This window comes from Pseudomonas cedrina subsp. cedrina (genome assembly GCF_001983175.1).
Lineage (GTDB): Bacteria > Pseudomonadota > Gammaproteobacteria > Pseudomonadales > Pseudomonadaceae > Aquipseudomonas > Aquipseudomonas cedrina.
Genome location: NZ_MNPW01000007.1, coordinates 302517 through 328236, shown reverse-complemented (window position 1 = coordinate 328236; position 25720 = coordinate 302517). Strand labels below are relative to the sequence as shown.

Below are 25720 nucleotides of genomic sequence, written 5' to 3'. Positions count from 1 at the left end.
TGTACTGATAGGCAGGATAACTGATAGGGTGAAAGTTATTTATATATTTATCGACGGGGTTGAGCCAATTCGATTGGCTTCTTTATTTTCTGAGTCAGGCAATAACCACGATTTCTGACCGCACGAAACAGGCGTTCACCGTCGTTGGCCCGCTTGAACTTTTCCTGCAGCCGGCTCAGGCACATTTCCAGGCCGCGATATAACTCGGGTTCGCGCCCTATATTACGGATCAACTCCTCTTTGCTGACCACGCGTTCTTCATGGTGCAGCATTTTTTTTATCAGCGCCGATTCAATCGTGGTCAATGAGATGCGCAGGCGGCCCTTGACCAGGGTTCGATCATGTTGAGTCAACAGCCAGAAATCCTGAGGGTGCAACTGCGCTCGATCGGGGGCTAATTCCGGAGGGCGAGTATGGTTATTCGAGGCGCCGTCATGATCCTTTGGCATGGGGAGTCGGGATTCTTGTCGCACAGCGTTAAAGGGGTGAGAGGGCAAACTGAGGGTATGGGTAATGACATAAGTGGTTAATCGGTGATTATCAAACTCTGCATTGGACGTAAAGTCTTGCAGGGCTATAGCAGGAAGTGTGGGCGTAAAGGTGTGTTTCTTGAGGGAGCTCATAGTGTCCACCGATGTCAGTAAGATGCGATTGTTATAAGCAGTCGGCAGGGGAGTAATAACCGCCCTGAAAATATTCGAACGGCAAATGCCTGGCCAGCAAGGCACTGTCGGCAAACTCGACGGTGTCGGCGATGAAACACACTCGAGTCGCATCGATCAGCTCTAGCATGCGGTCGTAGAGCCGGTCGAACAGATCGGAGCGCGTATTCAAACTCAGCCGCAGGGCGGAATCCGGGAACGGCATTTTTATATAGTCGTAGAGCTTGAGATCAATCAGCAGGTCGGCCGGCTTTGTATCGAGCCTGTAATTATTGTAGGCAAACGTGATACCGCACTGGTCCTTCAGCTTATACAACTGACGCACCATCGCCCTGCGCTCGACCGGGCCGGGCAATGCGTCCAACGGGTTATCGATGCTCAGGGTGAAAGGGTGGCTGTGTTTGTCCAGTGACCGGGCAGCCTGGACAAACTTTTTGTGAAGACTCTCATTCATCAAGGCCGCTTGATCGATACGCAGAAACCTGTGACTGACCACAGGTTGGGCTGTTTTTGGCGGTGCGCAGATGCGCAGCAGCGCCTGGCCGTAGGCATCTTCCAGCGATGGGAAAGTGTCTGCGCAGGCCAGGCTTATTTCATTGCCCCAGAGCGTGTGGCTGCGATCAACAATGGCTTGCCTGACAAGGTGACAGTCCACAGGGTCGGCAGAGGATTTTCTTTCGCTATTCACGGATCGACCTCTCCTTGGCGGCTTGGAAATGGCTGGCGCAAATAAGACCCCGGCTTAGTTTGTATCCATAACCGCGGATGTTCTGGATGATATTGTCGCCGTAGTGCGCCTTGATCTTGCTGCGCAGTCGGCTGATAGACTTTTCCAATGCTCTGGAGTCGTAGTATTTAGTATTAAGGCCCATGACGGCAGCGATCTCATTGTGACTGAGCAGTCGGCGCTGGATGAGCGCTTCCAATACTTTCATTTCAACAAAGGATATTTCCAGCTTTTTACCGTCGCCAAATAGGCACATGCGATCCTGGTCAAGCACCAGTCCACAGCGATGCAGGCGCGCACTCTCTGTGAGAAAGGCATCAAAAAGGCTTAGTTTTTTTTCAGGCGAGGTTTCCACTACCTTGATGCAGTAATCCGCACCGGCCAGGTAGTACTTTGTTTTGCTCAAGGTGGAGGCGAAGGTGACAACCACGAAAATGGTGCAGTTGGGGTTGTTGTCTCGGGTTTTTCTTATTATGTCCAGGGTTTGACTGCTGGCCGAGGGCGTGTCGATTTCAATGATGATGGCACGATAGCTTCCGTGACTTTCCTGGGTGTCGATTAGTTGTTCGTAGTAACGTGTATCGACTTTTAAATCATCCGCTACGGTGCGAACTATCAGCGCCCGAAAATCCTCCGATTTAGATTGAGTCCGTGCAATAGCGAGGACGTTGGAAAAATGCATCACCTACTCCCTTTTCCGGCATGCAAGGCCGTCAGTTCAATCGCTGCTAGCGTTTAGATACTAATCGAATTGAATACGGCAAAACGTGACAAATTTTAACATTCGCCACTTTGTTTTTGCGGGAAGAGAGGGGGCAATGCGCGGTTATTGCGAGGGTGTTTGCACGAACGTACTCATATGCTAGTGCAAATTTCTAATGCTGGATGAGTATTTTAGTCCAACGGTTTTTTTGACGGAATCGGGTAAACCCTTGTGTCGCTAAGGAGGTGCTCGCGGCGGTGGCGCGCAGCAGTGCTCAGTGCGTGGGGGTTGACACTTTGAAGCAGGCGGGCAACGATCAACTCAATTTTCTAAAATTGAGTTTCACCGATGGCTAAGGTCCATAAACCCGTCGATTTCAACGTCTTGCTGAATCAATATGGCATGGAGGTGTTTGATCTCGCTCGCGTCTTCAAAGCTGTCGATGACAAAGGTCGTTACCTGCACTGGGATGAATTTCGTCGCTACCCATCACAGGGGGTGACCAAGGAAGCTGCATGGGCGGCGATCAAGCTGGCTCGCGCCTGTGGCAGTAAATCCCTGGAACTTCGTAGCGAGTGCGGCAGCCCGTTTTTTCTGTACACCACCGATTTTTGCGACGCGGTGATCCACGCGATTGAGCAATTGACGTCGCGGTTGGGAGGGGCCGCGGCGTCCTCGGCGCACTATCGAGACAATGCCAAGTACCTGGTTGACGCATTGATGATGGAAGAGGCCATTTCCAGCGCGCAATTGGAAGGGGCGTCGACGACCCGGAAGATCGCGAAGGACATGCTGGCCAAGGAGCGGGCGCCTCTGAATGACGACGAGCGGATGATCCTCAACAATTATCAACTGATGAAACATGCCAAGTTCAATAAGGATGAAAGCCTTTCCATTGCATTGATCTGCGAGTTTCAGAGCATCGCAACGGCAGGGGTTGATGAAGAGGATGCTCGCCCGGGTCATATCCGCGAGGATGACGGCATTTTCGTAGGGGGGCCGGGGGACGAAGTGGTCCATCAGCCCCCGCATGCATCGCTGTTGCCTGCCCGGCTGGAGGCGCTCTGCCAGTTTGCCAATGAACGGCATGATGGCCAGGAGGGGAGGCCGTTCATACATCCGGTGATCAAGGCCATCATCCTGCACTTTATGATGGGGTATGAGCATCCCTTCCGAGACGGTAATGGGCGCACCGCGCGCTGTCTGTTCTACTGGTTCATGCTCAAAAGCGGTTATTGGCCGTTCGAGTACATTTCCATCAGCGCCCTGCTCAAGGAAGCACCGATGCAGTATGGGCGCTCGTATATTTACACTCAAACCGATGCCTTTGATCTGACGTACTTCGTGATTTATCAATTGCGGGTGGTCGAGCGCGCAATGAGTGCCTTCATGCGTCACTTCGAGAGCAAAAGGCTGGAAGCGCTTGAGTTGATGACGTGGGTGCAGGCGCTGCAACTGAGTGATGGCCTGAATTATCGTCAGGGTCACTTCTTGAAGAAGGTGCTCCAGCACCCGGGGCGTATCTTCACACCCAAGGAACTGACCCATGACTATGACATTTCGGAAAACACTGCCCGCAATGATCTGGAAAAATGGGTAAGCATGAAGGTGCTGCTCAAGGTGCAGGAAGGTAAAGCCTTTCTGTACATTGCCAGGGAAGACGCCGAAGCCCAGTTGAAAAAAATCGCTGGCGCGCGCTAAGACTTATTCGTCTGCATTAACGAGGGCGAAAAAAAACCGGCTGATCAGGCCGGTTTGGGGTTCCCGCAAGCAGCGCGGGGTCAGGCATTGTTACCCTGCAGACGGTCAGCGCCACCTTCGGCCAGACCACGTTCCTGCAGGCGGTCAGCGCCACCTTCGGCCAGGCCACGTTCCTGCAGACGATCAGCACCACCTTCGGCCAGGCCACGTTCCTGCAGACGGTCAGCGCCACCTTCGGCCAGACCACGTTCCTGCAGGCGATCAGCACCACCTTCGGCCAGACCACGTTCCTGCAAACGGTCAGCGCCACCTTCGGCTACGCGACGTTCCAGCAGGCGGTCGGAACCACTTTCTGCCACACGACTTTCAATCAGGCGATCCGAACCGCCTTCAGCGACGACCGGGTGAGCGAATGCGTTTGCAGCAAGTACCGAGAAAGCAAGGCTAAGCAAGATTTGACGTTTCATGAGGGTGTGCTCCGAGTGTTTAAGTTGGGGTGTGTCTGGTATGGGTTTGATGTTACGCGTTGCAGTTTTTAAGAGAACTTCATTGGGCTGATGGTGACTATCGACGCGAGCGATAGCCCGTTTTCGCGGGCTATCGCAGGGCCGGTCATGGCATCTGCGGCCGTTCATGCGGGCGCAGGTCGAATACCAGCACCTCGGCGTCTTCGCCCTGGCTCAGGCGGATCTGGCGCTCATCGCGCACGCGGGCGCCGTCGCCTTCCTGCAAGCGCTGCCCGTTGACTTCAACGCTGCCACGGGCCACATGAATGTACACATGGCGATCCGGCGGCAGATCCAGGGTCGCGGCTTCGCCGGCATTGAACAGCCCGGCATACACCCGCGCGTCCTGGCGCACGCTGAGGGAACCGTCGTGGCCGTCCGGCGAGATGATCAGTTGCAAGCGCCCACGTTTCTGCGCTTCGCTGAAGTGCTCCTGCTGATAGCGCGGCTCGGCGCCGGCCACGGCGGGCACGATCCAGATCTGCAGGAAGTGCACGCCACGGGTCTGGCTGTGGTTGAATTCGCTGTGGGCCACGCCACTGCCGGCGCTCATCAGTTGCACATCGCCGGGGCGGATCACCGAGCCGGTGCCCAGGGTGTCCTTGTGCTCCAGTGCGCCTTCGAGCACATAGGAGAAAATCTCCATGTCACGGTGCGGGTGCTGGCCGAAGCCTTTGCCCGCCGCGACGCGGTCATCGTTGATCACCAGCAGGTCGGAAAAACCCTGTTCATCCGGGTTCCAGTAGTTGGCGAACGAGAAGGTGTGGAACGACTTCAACCAGCCGTGGTTGGCGGCGCCGCGTTCGGAAGCTTTGCGAAGGGTCAGCATGGTCTTGTCCTCAAAGGGGAGCGGGCTGCGACATGCAGTGCTCCGGCGTTGAGAAGAAGATTAATGGTTGCTGGGTAATTCATTAAGAAGATTGAATCTGAATAACTGTCTCCTTGTGGTTGACAGTCAGCAACGTGGCATAATGGCCGCCGCACTCCCTCTGATGGATTTAGCCAATATGAAAACCGTGGCCATGGCGCTGTTTCCGGACTTCCTCCTGCTCGACATGGCCGGGCCGCTCGAGGTGTTTTCGATCGCCAATCGCTACCTGCCGACGGCGGCGCATTATCAGATCCTCACCATCGGCACAGAGGCAGGGCCGTTGCGCGCGTCCAATGGCGTGCTGGTCCAGACCGACGTGCTGCTCGACCAGGCCCAGGACGCCTATGACCTGCTGCTGGTCCCCGGCGGTCCCGGCGCCTATAACGAATGCCACCCCGCTTTGTTGCCCTGGCTCAACGCGGCGGCCCCGAAGGCGCGGCGCTTCGGTTCGATCTGTACCGGGGCCTTTGTGCTGGGGCATGCCGGCCTGCTGGACGATCACCGGGTGACCACGCACTGGCACTACACCGATCGGCTGATCAAGGCCTTTCCCAAGGCGATCGTTGAAACCGATCGCATCTACTTGCAGGACGGGCGATTGATCACCTCGGGCGGTGTAACCGCCGGCATCGACCTGGCGCTGTCGGTGGTTGCCCAGGATCACGGCAAACAGGTTGCCGTCGAAGTGGCCAAAGTGTTGCTGGTGGTGATGAAACGTCAGGGCGGCCAGGCCCAGTTCAGCCCGCTGACGGCGGCGGTCGCTCCCCAGGAAACCGCGATCACCCGGGTGCAGAATCATGTGCTGGAGCACCTGGACCAACCCTTTACCATCGAGTCCATGGCGGCGCTGGCCGGCATGAGCGCGCGCCATTTTGCGCGGCTGTTCGCCAAGGATGTGCAGATGACGCCGATGGCTTTCCTGCAGGGCGCGCGCATCGACCGCGCCCGGCAGTTGCTGGAAACCACCGACCTGCCGCTCAAGACCGTGGCTTTCCATGCAGGCTTCGGCAGCGTGCGGCATATGCGCTTTCTATTCAGCGAAAAACTGGGGCTGAACCCGACCCAATACCGACAGCAGTTCAGTTAGCGACAGAATGTCCGTCACGGGCACCCGATTGTCCGTATCGCTCCCCGTGCCAGCATTGTCCTGCCATTGCCAACTGGCAAGATAGCGTCAAGCCCATGGAAAAGGATGCGCAGACGCCCAAGGCCGGGTGTTTCAGCGCGATGACAGCTATGAACAACCCTCAGGCGATTGACGCTGATGGCACGGTGCGCTTCGGCGCCTATGTGTTTCACCGGCAACAGCGGTTGGTCAGCAAGTCTGGCTTGCCGGTGCCTTTGGGCGGCCGCGCGCTGGATATTCTTTCGGTGCTGCTCCAGGCGCCTGGGCAGTACATCAGCAAGGCCACCTTGATCGAGCGGGTCTGGCCCGACAGCGTGGTGGAAGAAAACAACCTGCGTGTGCATATCGCGGCATTGCGCCGTGCGCTGGACGGGCAACGTTTCATTCTCAACGACCCGCAACGCGGCTACTGTTTCGCCGCCCCTGCGCAGGGCGCGGTGCAGGGCGTATTGCCCAGGCATAACCTGGCCGCGCGGCTCAGCCCGGTCATAGGCCGTGATGAATTGCTGGGCGTGCTGCGGCGGCGCTTGTTCGGCCAACGCCTGATGACGCTCACCGGTTGCGCCGGCGTCGGCAAGAGCACCTTGGCCCAGGCATTGGCCGAGCGTGTGTTGCCGCGCTATCGCGACGGCGTGTGGTGGGTTGACCTGGCCACGATCGAGGCGCCGGTGGGTCTGCTGCGCCATGTGGCCGCGGCGTTGCATCTGGCGCCCTGCGCGAACGCCACCGAGCTGAGCCGCCAACTGGCCACCCGCCAACTGCTATTGGTACTCGACGGCGCCGATCAGTTGCTCGGCGCCTGTCGCCACCTGGTGCGCGTGCTGGGTGAAACGGCGCCGCAGGTCAGTGTACTGGTCAGCAGCCGTGAGGCCCTGCAAGCGCCCGGCGAATGGGTGCAGCGCGTACCCCGGCTGGCGGTGCCTGCACCGTCGGCGCTGGGCAGTGTCGAGCAGGCGATGGTTTACCCGGCGGTGCAACTTTTCATCGCACGGGTGCGTGCGGGCCAGCAGGGTTTTGTCTTGCGGCCCCAGGACCTGGCGCCGCTACGTGATATTTGCCGGCGCCTCGATGGCATTCCCCTGGCCCTGGAACTCGCCGCCGCCCAAGTGGATGCCCTGGGCGTGCGCGGCTTGCAGCAGCAGTTGTGCAAGAGCTTGCAGGTGCTGACCCGCGGCCGTCGCACGGCGGTCGAGCGCCACCGGTCCCTCAGCGCCGCCCTGGACTGGACCTACGAGCGCCTGAGCCTGCCCGAACGCTGGCTGTTCCTGCAATTGGGCTTGTTCAAGATGGCGGTGACCTTGCCTACCCTGAGCGAACTGATCGCCGGCACCGAGCTGGAACACGCCGACCTGTCCTACCTGCTGGGCCGTCTGGTCGGGATGTCGCTGCTGACCCTCGAGCCGGGACCTGGCGAACCGCGTTACCGCCTGCTCAATTGCCTGCGCAGCTATGCCTTGGCGCAACTGCGCGACCCGGTGCAGGTGGCGCGTTTGCAGCAGGGGTATGGGCATTACCTGGGGCCGTTTTCAGGCCGGCCGTTCGTCTTGCAGCTCGTCGAGCAAGCCGCGCACGCGGACTAAGTCCAGGGTGGCGAAGCCTTCGGTGAATTGCGCGTAGATTGAGCTGAGCAGGTCGCGGGCAGCCTCGATGCGGCCTTGGGTCTGCCACGAACGCGCCAACGAGGTCGCGCACCGTAGCTCCCAGGCAAGTGCGCCTTGCTGGCGCGCCAAGGCCAGGGCTTGCAACAGGAGCGCTTCGCGCGCGTCGGGGTCGGCCAGGGTTTGCGCGCGCAGGCGCAGGATTTCCGGCGCGCACCAGCCGGCCGCGCCCTGTGTGGCGCGCTCGAACACCGCGTCACTGACCTCGATGGCATTGAACGTCAGCAGAATATCTTCGACCAGGCCCAGCCCCTGCACATCGGCAATCGGCAGCGTGCCGTCGTAGCAGCGTGCCCAGGTGTGGAACAGCGGCACCGAGTGTTTCTGCGCCTGCTGCAACAACTGGTCCAGATGCTCGCGTGCCGCCTCGCGGTCGCCGTTGTAGCGGGCGATGACCACTCCGGCGAGCGCCAGGGTGTAGCAGATCGACGTACCATGGTTGATCTGCAAGGCCAGCGCCAACGCCTGGCTCGCCGTGCGCGATGCACGTTCCGGATAACCGCGCAGCCACAGGATGCGTGCAAGCAGGGTCAGCGAGGCAACGCTCTGGTCGTACTGCACGCCAAAACCATGGGTAAAACGGTTGAGATGACCGCTCTGGGCCATACGCTGGATCACTTGCTCGGCCGTGTGCTGCGCCAGTGCCTGCTCACCGGCGAAGTGCTGTGCCAGCATCCGCAGACGCTGGGCGCTGAGGGCCAGCAAAGGGTCGGCCTGGGGGCCTAGCTGGTCGAAGTGCAGGCTTTGTGCCAAGGCGTCGTGATAATTGCCACAGCACAGGTTCACCGCCATCTGCCCCGACACGGCGCGCAGCTGGCCGGCCAGGTCCTTGTCGGCTTCCGCCAGGCGCCGTGCGCGACTGAACGCCTCGATCGTCTGTGGTGTACCCCCCTGGGTGTGATAGCAAAAACTGCCCAGTGCCAGTTGCAACGCCATGTGCAAGCGCTGGCTCGGCGCACTCGATTGTTCGAGCCGCGCCAGGGCCTTGCCCACGTACAAACCGTGCTCGCGCAGCAGTGAAAGCTCTTGCCATAACGGCATCGCGCTGACGGTCAGGCGAATGCCGAGCAAAGGCACGCCCTGGTCGCTCAAGCTCCAATCGAGGGCGGCGCGGATGTCTTCGCGCAGCGGCGCATAGCGGTCGATCCAGGGCTGGGTCGCGATCAATTCCCAATCGTCCTGGGCCTGGTTCATCAGCGTCAGGCAGCGCTCGGCATGGCGCTCGCGGGTGGCCTGCAGCTCATCGGCCGTGCTGAGTTTTTCCAGCGCATAGGTGCGTGTAATGTCCAGCAGGCGATAGACCATTTCGTCATCGCCGGCTTCCACATTCAGCAGGGATTTAGCCACCAACTGTGTAATCGAACCCAGTACCTGCGCCGGCGCGACCTGTTCCCCGGCAATCACCGCCGCCGCGCTGGCCAGGCTGAACCCGCCACGGAACACCGCCAGGCGACGCAGGCAAATCTGCTCGCAGGCGGTGAGCAGCTCAAAGCTCCAGTCCAGCGTGGCCCGCAAGGTTTGATGACGTGGCAGGGCGCTGCGACGGCCCCGGGTAAGCAGGCGGAAGTTGTCCTCCATCTGCACCAGCAGCCCGGGCAGGCCGAAGCGCTCGATCTGCGCCGCCACCAGTTCGATTGCCAGCGGGATGCCGTCCAGGCGCTGGCAGATATCAATCGCCAGGGGCAGTTCGGCTTCGCTCAGTTCAAAGCTGTCCTGATGGGACATGGCCCGTTCGATCAGCAATTGCAAGGCCGGATAGCCCAGCGCCTGGGCGCGGTTACCGGTGGCCGGCGGGCAGGCCAGGGGTTCCAGGCGCTGCACGTACTCGCCCTCGGCACGCAACGCCTCGCGGCTGGTGGCCAGGATGTGCAGCCTGGGCGCGTGACGCAGCAGGGTTTCGCAGATCATGGCAATGTCGTCGAGCAGGTGCTCGCAGTTGTCGATCACCAGCAGCATCTGGCGCTCCTGCACGCTGCGCGCAAAGGTGGCCAAGGGTTCGTGTTCGGCGTGGGTCAGGTCGAGCAGGGCGGCAAGATTGGGCAGGATCATCGACGGCGCGCTGAGCGGCGCCAGGTCCAGCAGGCGGATGCCGTCGGGATAGTGCCCGATCAGCAGCTCAGCCACGCGCAAGGCGACGGTGGTCTTGCCGATGCCGCCGGCGCCGGTGAGGGTGATAAAGCGTTGGGCGGGCAGTTGCCGCACCAGGCTGTCGATCAGGGCCTGGCGGCCGATCATGCGGGTGCGGCGCAAGGGCAGGTTGTGGCCCTGGAAGTGGGCTGCCCCCTCGGTGGGTAGTGTCATCGGCTCGATGCTCAGTGGCGCAACAAAACTGTAGCCACGCTGGGCCACGGTCACGATATAGCGCTGCCCGGCCTGGCCATCGCCCAGGGCCTTGCGCAGCGCCGCCATATGCACGCGCAGGTTGCCGTCTTCCACCACGTTCCTGGGCCAGACGCGGGCGATCAGCGTCTGCTTGCTCACCACGTTGCCGGCCTGCTCCAGCAGGATCAGCAGGATATCCACCGCCCGCCGTCCCAGGCGCAAAGGTCGACCCGCCTCCAGCACCAGGCGTTGGCGTGGGTGGACGCGATAGGGGCCGAAATGCACGGCCTGGTCGCTGAGGTCACTCATGGGCGGGCCATGCTCACAAAACAGGGAGCCGCCAGCATATTCCAGCTGCGTACAGACCACTAGGCCGCGATCACGTGTGACTTTTGGCGCGAGTGGTGATTTCGCCAGGTCATCGGGTTGACGCCTTCGCTGCGGGTGAACATATGGCAGAAATGCGCCTGGTCGCAAAACCCGCACTCCAGGCTGATTTGCGTCAGGCTCATGGAGGAACTGGTGATCAGTTCCTTGGCCCGCTGGATACGCTGTTGGCGAATCCACTCCTGCGGCGACAGCCCGGTGGTGCACTTGAATGCACGTGAAAAATGACTGCGCGACAACGCGCAGGCCTGGGCCAGGTCGGCAATGGCCAGGCTTTCGCCGAGGTTGGCGAGTATCAATTGCTTGGCGATGCGCTCGCGCCGGGGGCAGAGGCCGCCGGTGGCAGATAAACGAGGAGGGGCATATTGCGCGAGTCGGGCCATGACAATTATCCGCAGTCGATGGGAGCGTTCCCGGTGGATGGATGCAGTGTAGACGTGGCCAATCTTGTTGCCGGACCGTCTGGCTGGCGAGTTAATCGTTGTTAATTTCGCCAGGTTCCGACGTGGAAAAGACAGCACAGGCATGCAATCCCGATCGCGGCCTGCATGCTTACCTGTGGGCTTGCCAACCGTTTTGGATATCGCCATGAACCGCAACGACCTGCGCCGCGTCGACATGAACCTGCTGGTGATTTTCGAAGCGCTGATGTTCGAGAAGAACCTGACCCGGGTCGCCGAAAAACTCTTCATGGGCCAGCCCGCCGTGAGCGCGGCATTGGGACGTTTGCGCGATCTGTTCGACGACCCGTTGCTGCTGCGCAATGGGCGGGGCATGGAGCCCACGCCACGCGCGGTGGCGATACTCAAGGAGTTGCAACCGGCCATGGACACTATTTCCGGGGCGGTCAGCCGCGCCAAGGATTTCGACCCGTCCACCAGCTGTGCGGTGTTCCGCATCGGCCTTTCCGACGACGCCGAATTCGGGCTGTTCCCGCCGTTGCTCAGCCGACTGCGCGAAGAGGCGCCCGGCATCATCGTGGTGGTGCGCCGGGCCAACTACCTGCTGATGTCATCGCTGTTGGCCAGCGGCGAGATTACCGTGGGGGTGAGCTACACCACTGAACTGCCGGCCAATGCCAAGCGTAAGAAACTGCGGGACATTCCGTGCAAGGTCCTGCGTGGCGATGACGGGATCGAGCCGCTGACCCTGGATGACTACTGCGAGCGGCCCCATGCGATGGTGTCGTTCTCGGGGGATTTGAGCGGCAACATTGATCTGGACCTGGCGCGAATCGGCCGTGCGCGCCGGGTGGTACTGGCGGTGCCTCAGTTCAGCGGGTTGCGCGCGTTGCTGGCGGGTACGCAGATTATCGCGACGGTACCGGATTATGCGGCGTGCGCCTTGACCGAGGGCACGTCCTTGCGCGCAGAAGACCCGCCGTTTGCGATCGATGCCGCGGAGTTATCGATGGTGTGGAGCGGGGTGCATGACAATGACCCGGCGGAGCGGTGGTTGAGGGCGCGGATCGGGGAGCATATGGCGCGGGTGGTCTAGCCGACGTGGGAGCTGGGTTGCCTGCGATGGCCATAGGTATCTACACATTTTTGTAGTGAGCGGGCTTGTCCCGCGCTGGGTGGCGAAGCCGCCCCAACAAAGACGCCGCGCAGTTTCAGACAAACCCAATTCGCCTGGTTTGGGGCGGCTTCGCCACCCAGCGCGGGACAAGCCCGCTCACTACAGGGAGATTTGTCAGCCTTTGAACGTTGTGTAGATACCCATGCTGCGATGGCATCAACTGGGTATGCCTGATGTACCGAGTTGCTTGCATCGCAGGCAAGCCAGCTCCCACAGAAAAGCAGGTTCGCCCCGGTAATACCTCACGGAAAATTGGTCACCCGTTCTTCCCCACAATTGGATATTCCTCCCCAACTCCTCGGTGACTAACCTGGCGACCAATCCCCACCGTTCCGGAGTATCACCATGCAAGCCCGTACCGATTTCTACACGGCCTCCCCAGATGCCATGAAAGCCATGCTCGCTCTGGAAGGCGCCGTCGGCAAACTGTCCATTGAGCTGCCGTTGCTGGAACTGGTGCGCCTGCGTGTGTCGCAGATCAACGGCTGTGCCTTCTGCCTGGACATGCACACCGCCGATGCCCGCAAGGGCGGTGAAACCGAGCGGCGCCTGTACACCCTGTCGGCCTGGCGTGAAACGCCGTTCTTCACCCCGCGTGAACGCGCCGCGCTGGCCTGGGCCGAGAGCCTGACGCTGCTCAGCCAGACCCACGCCCCGGATGCGGACTTCAACGCGCTGGCCGCCGAGTTCAGCGCCCAGGAGCAAGTCGACCTGAGCGTGGCCATCGCCACCATCAACAGCTGGAATCGGTTGGCGGTGGGTTTTCGCAAGATGCCCCAGTAAATCTCAGAAATTGACCGAGGCACTCAGGCGCGCCGTCAGCGGCGCGCCCTGGAACAGATAGTCATCGCCCATGTACTCGCCCGCGTCGCGCCAGTAGCGCTTGTCGAACAGGTTGTCGACGCTCAGGCGAAACACCGTCTCATAACCGTCCACCTTCGTGGTGTAGCGGCTGCCCACATTGACCACCGCGTAGTCCCCCACCTCTACATTGCCGGTGCGGTTGGCGTTTTTCTTCGCGCTGTACTGCACACCGCCCAGCACCGCCAGGCCGTTTACCCAGGGCAGCGCATAATCGGCATACACACTGGCGCGCAGCGTGGGCACGTTGATCGCCTGATGGCCTTCGTATTCCGGGGTGCCGCTGCCGCTCACCCGCGCACGAATCGCCGCCACACTGGTTGCGATCTGCAGGCGCTGCGTGGCCCAGCCGTTGGCCGACAGTTCCAGCCCGGTGTTCTTCTGTTCGCCCTGTTGCACGTAGGTAAAGGCACCTGCGCCGTCGGGCCTGGCATATTGGTAGGCCTGGCGCGTCTGAAACACGGCTGCGGCAAAGCTGATGCGGCGCCAGTCGTATTTCACCCCGGCTTCGATCTGTCGCGAGGTGGTAGGCGCCAGGGTTTCATCTGCGTTGCCGGCGAACCACGGCGCGGTGCCGCCCAGGGAGAGGCCCTTGCTGTACGAGGTGTACAGCGAGACGTTTTCAATCGGTTTGTAGATCAATGAGGCCTGGGGCAGGAACACGTATTGCCGGGTATGGCGGGCCAGGGTGCCGTTGCTATCGAAGGCCTGTTCATCCAGGCGTACTTCGCGGCCTCCGAGGATGGTCTGCCAGTGCTCATTGAGGCGGATGCGGTCGCTGACGAACAGGCCGTATTGGCGGCTGTCCAGGTTGCGGTGGCTGTCATTCAGCGCAACATCTGTCGGGGTGAAGGTGGGGGCGTCGGCATTGATATTGCCGCTGCCGATCCACTCGTTGACCGGCTTGCGTTTGTCAATCACCCGACGGAACGCGCTGGTGCCGAAGGTCAGTTCATGGCCCAGGCCGCCGGTGTCGAACAGCCCGGTCATCGCCGCTTGTACTTCATCGTCACGGCGGGTGTCGTCGGGGCTTCGGTAGTCGTAGATGTCGTAGTTGCCTTCGGACGTGAAGGTATTACCGACGCCGCTGGTGGCGCCACCCCAGGCAAACGAGCTGTAGTCATCGATCACCACCTTGCTGCGCGCGGCGCTGACACTGCCTTTCCATTGATCGCTGAAGCGGTATTCGAACTTGCCGTTGAGGTTCAGCGCATCGATGCCCACTTGCCTGGAACCGCTCTGGTGCCCCAACAGTTTCTTCGGCGAGGCATCGTCTGGCACCGTTGTGCCGCCCAGCAACTGGTAGCCCGGCACCGAACGCTGCTGTTTGCTCTGGTATTCGGCATCCAGTTGCAGCACGGCGTCGGGGCTGATGTTCCAGTCGAACGCCAGGGACACGAAGTCCCGCTGGCCGTTGGCATGTTCGACATAAGTGTTGAGGTCTTCATGGGCCACGTTGGCGCGCAGGCCAAATTGCTGCTCGCTGCCGAACCAGCCGCCGACGTCGGTGGCGATATAACCGCTGCCGCGATCGTCGCTGGAGACGGTCACCGAGCGCACATCCTCCGGGCGCTTGGTCACGTAGTTGATCACGCCGCTCGGCTCGGAGATGCCACTTTGCAGGCCCGCGAGGCCCTTGAGCACTTCCACCTGTTGCTTGTTTTCCAGGGCGACGTTCTGCTCGCCGGTGATGGTCCGCCCGTTGATCTTGTAGCTGCTCGCCGCGTTCAGCGAGAAGCCGCGCACCACAAAATTTTCGTAGTAGCCGATGGGGGCATAACTGTCGCCCACCGAGGCGTCATTGCGCAGCACTTCACTGAGCAGGCGCGCCTGCTGGTCCTTGATCAGTGCGGCGTTGATCACGCTGATCGACGCCGGGGTGTCGAGCAGCGGCGCGTCATCGAAGCCGCCCACCGAGGCGGTTTCACTGCGGTAGCCGGACTCATCCTGGCCCTGGACCGTCACCGCCGGCAGCTCGATCTCAGCCGCCAGGCTGCTTGCGATGCCGTCGCTGAGCAGCAGGCCGAGGGCGAAACCTGAGGTGACGATGGGACGAAAACGCACAACCATGGGGGCAGGGCCTTAAAGCGCAGGGTGGGGGGCGCATAAGCTAGGCACAAGCGGACACTTTTACAAGGGTGCGAGAAGGGTTCGTGCCTTGAGACATCCCGTCTCGACCCACACACCAATCCCTCCGCGCCTCGACAGGCGAAGGCGTACTTGCGATAGACAAGGCTTCCCTCATCATTTGCAGGAGATAGCCATGAGTGTCGCTGGAAAAGTGATCGCTGGAAAAGTTGCGCTGGTGACCGGCGCCGGGCAAGGCATTGGCCGGGCCATCGCCCTGCGCCTGGCGCAGGACGGGGCCGATATCGCCCTGGTGGACATCAATGGCGCCAAGCTCGAAGCGGTGGCCGCCGAAGTCGTGGCGTTGGGACGCAAGGCCTCGGTGTTTGTCGCCGACGTGTCCAAGCGCGAACAGGTAATCGCGGCGGTGGAACACGCGCACCTGACCCTGGGGGGCTTCGATATCATCGTCAACAACGCCGGGGTCGCGCAGATCGATTCGCTGCTGGATGTCAGCCCCGAACAAGTCGAACGCACCCTGGGCATCAACGTGCAGGGCGTGCTGTGGGGCATCCAGGCGGCTGGCAAGAAATTCAAGGCGCTCAAGCAAAAGGGCAAGATCATCAACGCCTGCTCGATCGCCGGGCACGAAGGCTTTGCGCTGCTGGGCGTGTACTCGGCCACCAAGTTCGCCGTGCGGGCGCTGACCCAGGCGGCGGCCAAGGAACTGGCGAGCGACGGGATCACGGTCAATGCCTATTGCCCAGGTGTGGTCGGCACCGACATGTGGGTGGAGATTGATAAGCGCATGGCTGACATTACCGGGGCGCCAGTGGGCGCGACCTACAAGAAATATGTGGAGGGCATCGCCCTGGGCCGTGCGCAAACGCCGGAGGATGTGGCGGGGTTGGTCGCCTATCTGGCCGGGCCGGACGCCGATTACATGACCGGGCAAGCGCCATTGATCGACGGCGGCCTGGTCTACCGCTGATGCCCAAGGCCCGCTCGGTTTGATGTGGGAGCTGGCTTGCCTGCGATAGCATCACAGCGGTGTATCAGTTACACCGAGGTGTTTGCATCGCAGGCAAGCCAGCTCCCACATTTGGCCCGCGTTTCGCCAGCTCGATACCTGTCGCTCTGCTGCACGCTCCCACCTTCTGACCGCATCACATCAACTGGTTTTGCCAGGCATGTCGATACCGAGCTGGTTGACCCGGCGATACAGGGTTGCCCTTGAGATGCCCAGCGCCTGGGCCGTCGGCAACGGCTTCCAGCGATGCCGAATCAACGCATCCAGCACCACCTGGCGCTCCGGGCTCAGGCTGTCTTCCACCCGCCCGTCAGCCTGCTCGCCACGCACCTCCACCGGCAAGTCCGCCACTTGCAGCGTGCCGCCTTCGCATACCGCGCAGGCATACGCCAGCACATGTCGCAGTTGCCGCACATTGCCCGGCCAGGCATACCCCAGCAACAACTCCAGCGCCGCCTGGCCGATACCCACGGCGACGCCGCTGCTGTGCGCTTGCTGCTCCAGCAGCCGGTTGATCAAGGCCAGCTTGTCGGTGCGCTCGCGCAACGGCGGCAGGCAGAAGCGCGCGCAGCCGAGGCGGAAGTACAGGTCTTCACGAAAGCTGCCCGCGCTGACCAGCGCCGACAGGTCGCGGTGGCTGGCGCAGATCACCTGGATGTCCACTGCGCGGGTTTTCGCCGCGCCCAAGGGTGCCACTTCGCCTTCGGCCATTACCCGCAGCAAACGGTCTGCAAGGCCAGGGGCATGTCGCCGATTTCATCGAGGAATAAGGTGCCGCCGTCGGCCTGCACCAGCAGCCCCGGCATGCCTTTGCTGGAAGCGCCGGTAAAGGCCCCGGCGACATAGCCGAACAGCTCGCTTTCGATCAGGTTTTCCGGGATAGCCGCACAGTTCACCGCCACAAACGGCCCGCCGCGACGGGCGCTGCGTTCGTGCAACTGGCGGGCGAAGACTTCCTTGCCAGCACCGGTTTCGCCTTGCACCAGCACCGGCAGGTTACGGTCTTTGACTCGCACGGCCAGGCGCAGGTGCTCTTCCACGCGCGCATCGACCTGCGGAACCAGCGGCGCACGCGACGGTTTGCGGCGCGGTGCGTTGACGCGCACGTGCAGGGCGCCAGGCGCACCTCGCCAAGGCAACTGTTGGGCCGATTGGTCGGTCACCGCGCGCAACGCGTCCAGGTCGAACACCTCGCCGATATGGTCCGGCACCTGGCCGAAGCGCACACGCAACGCCTGGCGCGCCTTGCTGTTCAACGCTTGCAGGCGACCGTCCTGGTCCCACGCCAGCAGCAGGTCGGGTTGGCTGTCCACATAACCCGGCGTGCCATGGGCCTGCAGCACCCAATGCTGGCGGGCGCTGTGCATGAAAAAGGCGTTTTCGATGGCCTGTGCACTCTGCGCCACCATCTGGCGCACCAGGTGCTGGCTGCGTCGGTCATCTGGGGACTTGAGCGCCGAGGCGTCCATCACCCCCAGCAGGTTGCCCTGGGGGTCGAAGATCGGCGCGGCGGAGCAGGTGAGGCCGATAAATGCCGCGCGGAAGTGATCACGCTTGTGCACTGTCACTGCCGCCTTGCTGGTCAGCACCGTGGCCACGCCGCAGGTGCCTTCTTCGGCTTCCGACCAGCAAGTGCCCAGGTACAGGCCGGCCTTGCGGCAGTCGGTGCGGATCGCCGTGTCCACACGGTGGTCGATGGTCTGGCCCTGGGCGTCGGTGAGCATCACGCAGTAGTCGGCATGCCGCACGCGGTGGTGCAGTTGCGCGACTTCTTCGCTGGCGATGCGCATGAACAGCTCGGCGCGTTCGCGGCATTCCTTGAGCAAGGGTTCACTGAGGATGCGCGGGCCCTGCAGGGAGCCGGGGTCCAAGTGGTGCTGTTCCATGGAGCGCCGCCAGGAATCGAAAATCAGCGACGGCACCGGCGCCTGGGGCAGGCGATCGGCATTGCGGACCACGCGACTGACGCAGTCGACGTGCTCTCTGGAGTTCGCGGCGAGCATAAGGCCTCCGGTTCTCGGTCTTTGTTGTTATGCCCGCCATTAAGCGCGCATGCATCGGGCGGAACAAGCAGGGCCTGACCAAGTGCACGGGATGAGACGCAGCGTCTCATCCCGCCTGAGACGCGGCCTGCAGGCTGCAATGCGGCGTCTCATTCTGCGCCGGCCCGTGGCGCCGTTACAACCGCGCGCCACTGCTCTGGATCAAGGCTTCGACAGGTTTTCAAAGGCGTTGGCACAGGCTGTGCTGAAGGGTTTGCAGCTGGCCGCAGCCAGCCTTTTGTGTGTCGAGACAACCTGGAGAACAACAAGATGTCCACCCACCTGTCCACTGATCAATTGCTGCATGCCTATACCGTGATGCGCACCATCCGGGATTTTGAAGAGCGCCTGCACGTGGAATTCGCCACCGGCGAGATCCCTGGGTTCGTGCACCTGTACGCTGGCCAGGAAGCCAGCGCCGCCGGGGTCATGGCCCACCTCAACGATGACGACTGCATCGCTTCCAACCACCGTGGCCACGGCCATTGCATCGCCAAAGGCGTCGACGTGTTCGGCATGATGGCCGAGATCTACGGTAAGAAAACCGGCGTGTGCGGCGGCAAGGGCGGCTCCATGCACATCGCCGATCAAGAGAAAGGCATGCTCGGCGCCAACGGCATTGTCGGCGCCGGCGCGCCGTTGGCGGCCGGTGCCGCGCTGGCCGCCAAACTCAAGGGCAGCCAGGGCGTGGCCGTGGCTTTTTTTGGCGACGGCGGTTCCAACGAGGGCGCGGTGTTCGAGGCGATGAACCTGGCGTCAATCATGAAACTGCCGTGCCTGTTCGTCGCGGAAAACAACGGGTATGCCGAGGCCACCGGTTCCGGCTGGTCGGTGGCGTGCAAGGACATCGCCGATCGCGCCGCAGGGTTTGGCATGCCGGGGGTTATCGCCGATGGCAATGACTTCTTCGCCGTGCACCAGGTGCTGGGCGTGGCGGTAGAGCGGGCGCGCAATGGCGAGGGGCCGACGTTGGTGGAAGTGAAGCTGAGCCGCTTCTACGGCCACTTCGAGGGTGATGCGCAAACCTATCGCGGCCCCGATGAAGTGAAAAACCTGCGCGAAAACGCTGACTGCCTGGCGCTGTTCCGCCAGCGCTGTAACGCCGAAGGCTGGCTGGATGCGGCGCAATTCGAGCGTATCGACGGCGAGGTCGCGCAACTGATCGAAGACGCCGTGCGCCTGGCCAAGTCCGACCCCAAGCCCCAGGCTGCCGACCTGCTCAGTGATGTCTACGTCGCCTACCGCTAATAAGAATAACCATCCGGAGAGAATTTCATGGCTCGCAAAATCAGCTATCAGCAGGCAATCAACGAAGCCCTGGCCCAGGAAATGCGCCGTGACCACAGCGTGTTCATCATCGGTCAGGATGTGTCCGGCGGCACCGGCGCTCCTGGCGAACAGGATGCCTGGGGCGGCGTGCTCGGGGTGACCAAAGGTCTGTACCCGGAATTTCCGGAGCGCGTATTGGACGCGCCGTTGTCCGAAGTCGGCTACGTGGGCATGGCCGTCGGCGCGGCCACCCGAGGCATGCGCCCGGTGTGCGAGTTGATGTTCGTCGACTTCATCGGCTGCTGCCTCGACCAGTTGCTCAACCAGGCCGCCAAGTTCCGCTACATGTTCGGCGGCAAGACCACCACGCCGCTGGTGATCCGCGCCATGTACGGCGCCGGCCTGCGTGCGGCGGCCCAGCACTCGCAGATGCTCACCTCGATGTGGACGCACATTCCCGGCCTTAAAGTGGTGTGCCCAGCCACGCCCTATGACGCCAAGGGCATGCTGATCCAGGCGATCCGCGATAACGACCCGGTGATCTTCCTCGAACACAAGATGCTCTACAGCCTGCAAGGCGAGGTGCCGGAAGAGCTGTACACCGTGCCGTTCGGTGAAGCCAACTTCGTGCGCGAAGGCAAGGACGTAACCCTGGTGACCTACGGGCGTATGGTGCATATCGCCCTGGAAGCCGCCGCCAACCTGGCCCGCCAAGGCGTCGACTGCGAAGTGCTGGACCTGCGCACCACCAGCCCGCTCGACGAAGACAGCATCCTTGAAAGCGTCGAGAAAACCGGGCGGCTGGTGGTGATCGACGAATCCAACCCACGCTGTTCGATCGCCACCGATATCAGTGCGCTGGTTGCGCAGCGGGCGTTTTCTTCCCTGCGTGCGCCGATTGAGATGGTCACCGCGCCGCACACCCCCGTGCCGTTTTCCGATGCATTGGAAGACCTGTACATCCCCAACGCCGCGAAGATCGAAGCCGCCGTGCTGAAGATCGCCGACAAGAGGAACGCCGCATGATCCACACCCTGACCATGCCCAAGTGGGGGCTGTCGATGACCGAAGGACGCATCGATGTCTGGCTCAAGCAACCCGGCGACCGAGTGGAGAAAGGCGAGGAGGTGCTGGACGTAGAGACCGACAAAATCTCCAGCAGCGTCGAGGCGCCCTTCAGTGGCGTGTTGCGCCGGGTATTGGCGCTGAGCGACGAGACCTTGCCGGTCGGCGCCTTGCTGGGGATCGTCGTGGAAGGCGAGGCCACCGAGGCAGAGATTGACGCCGTGATTGAACGCTTCAACGCCGGGTTTGTTTCCAGCGCGGCCGAGGCCGAAGCCTCTGGGCCAACTGCGCAGAAAGCCGAGATAGGCGGGCGCTTGCTGCGTTATCTCGACCTGGGCGAGGGCGGCACGCCGTTGGTGCTGGTCCACGGGTTTGGTGGCGACCTGAACAACTGGCTGTTCAACCAACCGGCATTGGCCACCGAGCGCCGGGTGATCGCCCTGGACCTGCCGGGGCATGGCGAGTCGGGCAAGCACTTGCAAAGCGCCGATGCCCAGGAGCTGAGCCAGGCGGTGTTGGCCCTGCTTGACCACCTCAAGCTCGACCGCGTGCACCTGGCCGGGCATTCCATGGGCGGGCTGGTTTCCCTGACGGTTGCCGCCCAGGCACCCGAGCGCGTCGCGTCGTTGACCCTGATCGCCAGCGCCGGCCTGGGCCCGGATATCAACGGTGACTACCTGCAAGGCTTTGCCGACGCGACAAACCGCAATGCCCTCAAGCCTCAGTTGACCCAATTGTTCAGCGACCCTGCGCTGGTGACGCGGCAGATGCTGGAGGACATGCTCAAGTTCAAGCGGCTCGAAGGCGTGGACCAAGCCCTGCGCCAGCTCAATCAGCAGCTGTTCGAGGGCGGGCGGCAGACGATCGATCTGCGCGGTGGGGTGGGGCGACAGCCGAGCCTGGTGATCTGGGGCAGCGATGATGCAATCATCCCGGCGACGCATGCCGAGGGGTTGCCGGCCCAGGTGGAGATTCTGCCGGGGCAGGGGCATATGGTGCAGTTGGAAGCGGCGGAACGGGTGAACCAATTGGTCAATACCTTCCTCAAATCGTTGCCCTGACCTGCCAGCAAGGGCAGGAGGGGGCGTGCTCCCTCCTGTATCAATGGATGCATTGATGCCTCGGGCGTGGCAGGCTGGGCGACGTTTTCCTACGACTTTTGGAGATTTACCGTGCCAACAGCATCTTCCGTAATTGAAATCCCGGTGCCGGCCGACCAGGTCTGGCAATTGGTCGGCGGCTTCAACAGCCTGCCGGACTGGCTGCCCCTTATCGCCAAGAGCGAGCCCGGCGAAGGCGGCCGCGTGCGGCACCTGACCACCGCCGACGGTGGCGTGATCGTCGAGCGTTTGCAGACCTTCGATAACGTGGCGCGCACCTACAGCTACACCATTGAACAGTCACCGTTCCCGGTGAGTGCCTACCTGGCAACGTTGCAGGTCGAGGCGCTGACGGAGTCGTCGGCGAAGGTGACCTGGTCCGGCGTGTTTACCCCCGCGGCCGGGACTGAAGATGCGGCGGTCGAAGCGTTGTTTGCCGGCGTGTACAGCGGTGGGTTAGAGGCGTTGCGCGCCAACTTCCCGGCCTGATCTTTCAAACACCGCAAACCCAATGTGGGAGCTGGCTTGCCTGCGATAGCGGAGTGTCAGTCAACAAACAGCGACTGATCCACCGCTATCGCAGGCAAGCCAGCTCCCACAGATGATCGTGCCGATCTCAGGCTTCGGGCATCAACTGCTGGCGACACTCCAGCATCAGCCTAGCCCCGCCGCTTGCGCTGGCGCCCACCTCCAACTTGAACCCATGCAAGTTGATGATCGCCGCCACGATCGACAGGCCCAGGCCGAACCCACCTTGCTGGTCGCTTTCGTCCACGCGATAAAAGCGTTGGAACACCGCCTTGCGCTCGGCCGCCGGTATGCCCGGCCCGGAGTCGTGTACTTCGATGCGGGTACTGCCGGCATCGTTGACCCCGCGCAACCTCACTTCGCCGCCCGGTGGCGAGAACTTGATCGAGTTGCTCAGCAGGTTGGCCAGGGCCTCGAACAGCAGTGCGCGGTCGCCGGTGATCCACGGCAACGAGTCAGGTGCCTCCAGCACCAGCTGCAGCTCGCCTTCTTCCGCCAGGGGCAGGTAAAAGTCGTGCAACTCGCGCAATAGCGGCAACGGGTCCATCACCAGGAAACCGGAGCGTCGCTGGTGGTCTTCCAGTTCGGAGATACGTAATAGCCCGCGAAAGCGCGCCATCAGGGTGTCGGTCTCGGCAATCGCGTCGTCCAGCTTCACTGCGCAGTCCGACTCCGCCTCGGCCTCCTGTTTGATGCGATACAACTGCGCGCGCAGGCGAGTCAGCGGGGTGCGCAGGTCGTGGGCGATGTTGTCGCACACACCCTTGACCTCGTTCATCAGCTTTTCGATGCGGTCGAGCATGGCGTTGACGATGGCCGCGAGCATGTCCAGTTCGTCGCGGCGGTTCGACAGCGGCAGGCGGTGGGTGAGGTCGCCGGCGACGATGGCTTCGGCGCTGGCCTGGATCCCGCGAATCCGCCGCAACGGGCGGCGGCGCAACAGATGCCAGCCGGCCGCGCCCGGAATGATCGTCAGCGACAGAGCCCATAGCAGGGCATGCCAGATGATCCGGGTCACGCCGAACAGCGAACCGTTGGCGCGCACCAGTACCAGCCAGCGGCCGTCCGCGGTGTGGGTGGCCACGGCGTCGCAGCTGTCCTTGGGCAGTTTGGGGTCGTCGGAGTCGACGCAATTGGCCAGGGCATGGATTTTGCCGTCCAGGGGCAGGTCCGGCGGCACTGCGCGGATCGGCCCGCTGAGGGGGCGCAATTGCTCGTCGAACAGGCCATAGGCGTCCACGCCCTTCATGTCGAAGGTCATGCTGGTGGTCAGCGCCTCCACCAATTCTTCGCCGTCAAAGCGCTGGAACAGGTGCTGGCGCTGCAGCAGGGAATGGCGCGACAAGTCTCCCAGGTAACCCGACACCTCAAAATACAGCACCCCCATCAGGATGCAGCTCCAGGCCACGAATAACGAGCTGTATAGCGCCAGCAAACGGCTGCTGGAAGAGCGCCAGCCCTTAGAGGGGTTCAGCAATGACATAACCGGAACCTCGCACCGTGCGGATCAACGGCGGGAGGCCTGGCGGGTCGATTTTCTTGCGCAGGCGACCGATGTGCACATCGATCAGGTTGGTGCCCGGGTCGAAGTGATAGCCCCAGACCTCTTCGAAGATCATCATCCGCGACAGGATCTGCCCGGTGTTGCGCATCAGGAATTCGAGCAACTTGTATTCGGTGGGCAACAGGCTCAGCGGTTGGTCGGCGCGGCTGGCTTCGCGGCTGATCAGGTTCAGCTCCAGGTCGGCCACGCGCAGGGCGGTTTCGAACTCCTTGACCGTGCTCTTGCGCCGCAGCAGCACTTCGACGCGGGCGGCCATTTCATCCGAGGCGAACGGCTTGGTCAGGTAATCGTCACCGCCGGCCCGCAGGCCGCGCACGCGTTCGTCGACATCGGAGAGGGCGCTGATCATCAGGATCGGCGTCGCCACACCGATGGTGCGCAGGGTGGTGACGATGGCCAGGCCGTCGAGTTCCGGCAGCATGCGGTCGAGGGTGATCAGGTCGTAATCACCGCTCACGGCACGCACCAGGCCTTCGCGGCCATTGTCTACCCAATCTACTTCCAGTCCATGGCTACTCAGCTCGGCGACGATCTCGCGGGCCGTTACGGCGTCATCCTCGATGGTCAAAATACGGGTCATAGGATTACCTGGTGAGCGATTCACACTGAAGTGCGGGCATTTTGCCAAGAAATGGCTGAACGCTTCCTAAATAAAACTTCACTTTGGCAAAACTGACACAGATTTCATGGGCGCCGCGTGGCCCTGGGTCGGTGTTCGAACGCAAGAGTGCATAACGCCCGCTTGAATCGATCATTTCTTGCAACTTGCATGGGTTGCATAAGTTCAAATTAGTTAACTTATTGAAATATAACGATTTTAAATTTCTCCGCGCCTGGCATGGGGCCTGCACTGTCCCTTTTGAGACTTGTAACACTATTTTTCCTGCCGGGAGCAAACAACAATGATCACCTCTTCTTCCACGCTGCACGAGTCGAGCACGCTCTCCGGGGTTTCCTGGGGGGCGATCTTTGCCGGGGCCGCCGCGGCGGCTGCGTTGTCGCTCATCCTGGTATTGCTGGGCTTCGGCCTGGGCTTTTCGGCGGTATCGCCGTGGGCCGACAGCGGTATCAGCGCCAAGGGGCTTGGCATCTCCACGATTATCTGGCTGGCGTTTACCCAGATCGTCGCATCCGGGCTGGGCGGCTACATTGCCGGCCGGTTGCGAGTGAAATGGGCCAACATGCACGGCGATGAGGTGTACTTTCGCGATACCGCCCACGGTTTCCTGGCCTGGGCCGTGGCCACGCTGATCACGGCAATGCTGGTGGTCGGTTCGGTGAGCAGTGCCGTCAGCGGCGGTGTGAAAGCCGGTGCCAGCGTGGTATCGGGCGCCGCCGGTGGCATGACCCAAGCCGCCGGTTCTGCGGCCAATGGCAGTGCCGATCACCTTGATTACTATGTCGACAGCCTGTTTCGCGATGATCGCCCTGCGGCGGTCAGCGACGATGCGGTACACGGTGTGGTCGCACGGATTCTCGGTCGCACCGTGAGCAACAACGGTGAGCTGGCTGCTGAAGACCGCGCCTACCTGGCCCAGTTGATCAGCCAGCGCACCAACCTCAGCCAGGCCGACGCCGAGGCGCGTATCGACAAGGTTTACGGCGATGCCCGTAAAGCCGTCGAAGACGCCAAGCTCAAGGCCAAGCAAGCCGCCGACACTGCCGCGAAAGTGGCCGCCTACACGTCGCTGTGGATGTTCATCGCGCTGCTGATTGGCGCCTTCTTCGCCAGCTTCGCTGCAACCTTCGGCGGTCGTCGCCGGGATGCGGTGGTGTATGTCGAAACCGAACACTTTGTCCGTTAATAAAAGGAGAACATCATGCGTTCATTACTTCTGTGGTTCCTCGGCATTCCGATTCCGATCATCATTCTGATCGCGATCTTTATGTGATTTGAGCAAAGCCCGCTCCACCCCTGTGGGAGCGGGCTTGCCCGCGAATGCGCAGTGTCAG

The 25720-nt window shown here is 61.9% G+C and carries 21 protein-coding genes and 1 pseudogene; 11 read left to right on the top strand and 11 right to left on the bottom strand.

Features of this window, described 5'->3' with window-relative positions; all coding sequences use genetic code 11:
• Positions 1-47: 47 nt before the first annotated feature.
• Genes BLL36_RS16905 through BLL36_RS16895 form a run of 3 tightly spaced genes read right to left on the bottom strand, consistent with a single transcriptional unit; the run spans position 48 to position 2071 of the window.
• A complete protein-coding gene (locus BLL36_RS16905; protein ID WP_076952524.1) occupies positions 48-623 on the bottom strand; it encodes a winged helix-turn-helix domain-containing protein in 576 nt (191 codons plus the stop codon).
• 31 nt (positions 624-654) lie between these two features.
• Positions 655-1350: a YuxH family protein gene (locus BLL36_RS16900; protein ID WP_076952523.1), complete on the bottom strand. Its 696-nt coding sequence runs from the start codon at positions 1348-1350 to the stop codon at positions 655-657.
• Positions 1343-2071 (bottom strand): winged helix-turn-helix domain-containing protein, encoded by a 729-nt coding sequence (locus BLL36_RS16895; protein WP_076952522.1) that lies wholly within the window; start codon positions 2069-2071, stop codon positions 1343-1345. Before BLL36_RS16895 ends, BLL36_RS16900 begins: the two co-directional genes overlap by 8 nt.
• A 369-nt stretch (positions 2072-2440) precedes the next feature.
• Here BLL36_RS16895 and BLL36_RS16890 point away from each other — a divergent pair, with 369 nt between their 5' ends.
• Positions 2441-3793, top strand: coding sequence for a Fic family protein (locus tag BLL36_RS16890; protein ID WP_076952521.1), 1353 nt, complete (start codon positions 2441-2443; stop codon positions 3791-3793).
• Positions 3794-3873: 80 nt separating this feature from the next.
• On the opposite strand, the gene BLL36_RS16885 is transcribed toward BLL36_RS16890, so the two are convergent.
• Both BLL36_RS16885 and BLL36_RS16880 read right to left on the bottom strand, forming a co-directional pair.
• A complete protein-coding gene (locus BLL36_RS16885) occupies positions 3874-4260 on the bottom strand; it encodes a hypothetical protein (protein ID WP_076952520.1) in 387 nt (128 codons plus the stop codon).
• Positions 4261-4405: 145 nt separating this feature from the next.
• Entirely contained in the window at positions 4406-5128 is a 723-nt protein-coding gene (locus BLL36_RS16880; protein ID WP_076952519.1) for a pirin family protein, read from the bottom strand.
• Positions 5129-5306: 178 nt separating this feature from the next.
• Between BLL36_RS16880 and BLL36_RS16875 the strand changes: the two genes are divergently transcribed.
• Positions 5307-6257, top strand: a complete 951-nt coding sequence (locus BLL36_RS16875; protein WP_076952518.1) for a GlxA family transcriptional regulator — start codon at positions 5307-5309, stop codon at positions 6255-6257.
• A gap of 95 nt (positions 6258-6352) precedes the next feature.
• Positions 6353-7876, top strand: a complete 1524-nt coding sequence (locus BLL36_RS16870) for a winged helix-turn-helix domain-containing protein (RefSeq protein WP_076952517.1) — start codon at positions 6353-6355, stop codon at positions 7874-7876.
• Here BLL36_RS16870 and BLL36_RS16865 read toward each other — a convergent pair.
• Together BLL36_RS16865 and BLL36_RS16860 are read right to left on the bottom strand one after the other, a co-directional pair.
• The gene (locus BLL36_RS16865; RefSeq protein WP_076952516.1) at positions 7823-10585 is read right to left on the bottom strand and encodes an ATP-binding protein; all 2763 of its coding nucleotides are present in this window, start codon (positions 10583-10585) and stop codon (positions 7823-7825) included. The genes BLL36_RS16870 and BLL36_RS16865 overlap by 54 nt on opposite strands.
• 59 nt (positions 10586-10644) lie before the next feature.
• A complete protein-coding gene (locus BLL36_RS16860; protein ID WP_076952515.1) occupies positions 10645-11046 on the bottom strand; it encodes a helix-turn-helix domain-containing protein in 402 nt (133 codons plus the stop codon).
• 205 nt (positions 11047-11251) lie between these two features.
• Here BLL36_RS16860 and BLL36_RS16855 point away from each other — a divergent pair, with 205 nt between their 5' ends.
• Complete coding sequence (locus BLL36_RS16855) at positions 11252-12160, top strand: LysR family transcriptional regulator (protein ID WP_076952514.1); 909 nt, start codon at positions 11252-11254, stop codon at positions 12158-12160.
• 426 nt (positions 12161-12586) lie between these two features.
• The gene (locus BLL36_RS16850; protein ID WP_076952513.1) at positions 12587-13024 is read left to right on the top strand and encodes a carboxymuconolactone decarboxylase family protein; all 438 of its coding nucleotides are present in this window, start codon (positions 12587-12589) and stop codon (positions 13022-13024) included.
• A 3-nt stretch (positions 13025-13027) separates the two neighbouring features.
• On the opposite strand, the gene BLL36_RS16845 is transcribed toward BLL36_RS16850, so the two are convergent.
• Positions 13028-15172, bottom strand: a complete 2145-nt coding sequence (locus tag BLL36_RS16845; RefSeq protein ID WP_076952512.1) for a TonB-dependent siderophore receptor — start codon at positions 15170-15172, stop codon at positions 13028-13030.
• A gap of 193 nt (positions 15173-15365) precedes the next feature.
• On the opposite strand from BLL36_RS16845, the gene BLL36_RS16840 reads away from it, so the two are divergent.
• Positions 15366-16160: an acetoin reductase gene (locus BLL36_RS16840; protein ID WP_076952511.1), complete on the top strand. Its 795-nt coding sequence runs from the start codon at positions 15366-15368 to the stop codon at positions 16158-16160.
• Positions 16161-16340: 180 nt separating this feature from the next.
• On the opposite strand, the pseudogene BLL36_RS16835 reads toward BLL36_RS16840, so the two are convergent.
• Positions 16341-18202, bottom strand: a pseudogene (locus BLL36_RS16835) (sigma-54-dependent Fis family transcriptional regulator).
• A gap of 309 nt (positions 18203-18511) precedes the next feature.
• Between BLL36_RS16835 and BLL36_RS16830 the strand changes: the two are divergent.
• From BLL36_RS16830 to BLL36_RS16815, 4 genes are all read left to right on the top strand, one after another.
• Positions 18512-19489, top strand: a complete 978-nt coding sequence (locus BLL36_RS16830) for a thiamine pyrophosphate-dependent dehydrogenase E1 component subunit alpha (RefSeq protein ID WP_076952510.1) — start codon at positions 18512-18514, stop codon at positions 19487-19489.
• 27 nt (positions 19490-19516) lie between these two features.
• Complete coding sequence (locus BLL36_RS16825) at positions 19517-20536, top strand: alpha-ketoacid dehydrogenase subunit beta (protein WP_076952509.1); 1020 nt, start codon at positions 19517-19519, stop codon at positions 20534-20536.
• Positions 20533-21636: an acetoin dehydrogenase dihydrolipoyllysine-residue acetyltransferase subunit gene (locus tag BLL36_RS16820; RefSeq protein ID WP_076952508.1), complete on the top strand. Its 1104-nt coding sequence runs from the start codon at positions 20533-20535 to the stop codon at positions 21634-21636. Before BLL36_RS16825 ends, BLL36_RS16820 begins: the two co-directional genes overlap by 4 nt.
• A 111-nt stretch (positions 21637-21747) precedes the next feature.
• A complete protein-coding gene (locus tag BLL36_RS16815) occupies positions 21748-22164 on the top strand; it encodes an SRPBCC family protein (protein WP_076952507.1) in 417 nt (138 codons plus the stop codon).
• Positions 22165-22291: 127 nt separating this feature from the next.
• On the opposite strand, the gene BLL36_RS16810 is transcribed toward BLL36_RS16815, so the two are convergent.
• Together BLL36_RS16810 and BLL36_RS16805 are read right to left on the bottom strand one after the other, a co-directional pair.
• The gene (locus tag BLL36_RS16810; protein ID WP_076952506.1) at positions 22292-23686 is read right to left on the bottom strand and encodes a sensor histidine kinase; all 1395 of its coding nucleotides are present in this window, start codon (positions 23684-23686) and stop codon (positions 22292-22294) included.
• A complete protein-coding gene (locus tag BLL36_RS16805) occupies positions 23664-24347 on the bottom strand; it encodes a response regulator transcription factor (protein WP_076952505.1) in 684 nt (227 codons plus the stop codon). Before BLL36_RS16805 ends, BLL36_RS16810 begins: the two co-directional genes overlap by 23 nt.
• A gap of 322 nt (positions 24348-24669) precedes the next feature.
• On the opposite strand from BLL36_RS16805, the gene BLL36_RS16800 reads away from it, so the two are divergent.
• Positions 24670-25572: a hypothetical protein gene (locus tag BLL36_RS16800; RefSeq protein ID WP_076952504.1), complete on the top strand. Its 903-nt coding sequence runs from the start codon at positions 24670-24672 to the stop codon at positions 25570-25572.
• The last annotated feature ends 148 nt before the right edge of the window (positions 25573-25720 follow it).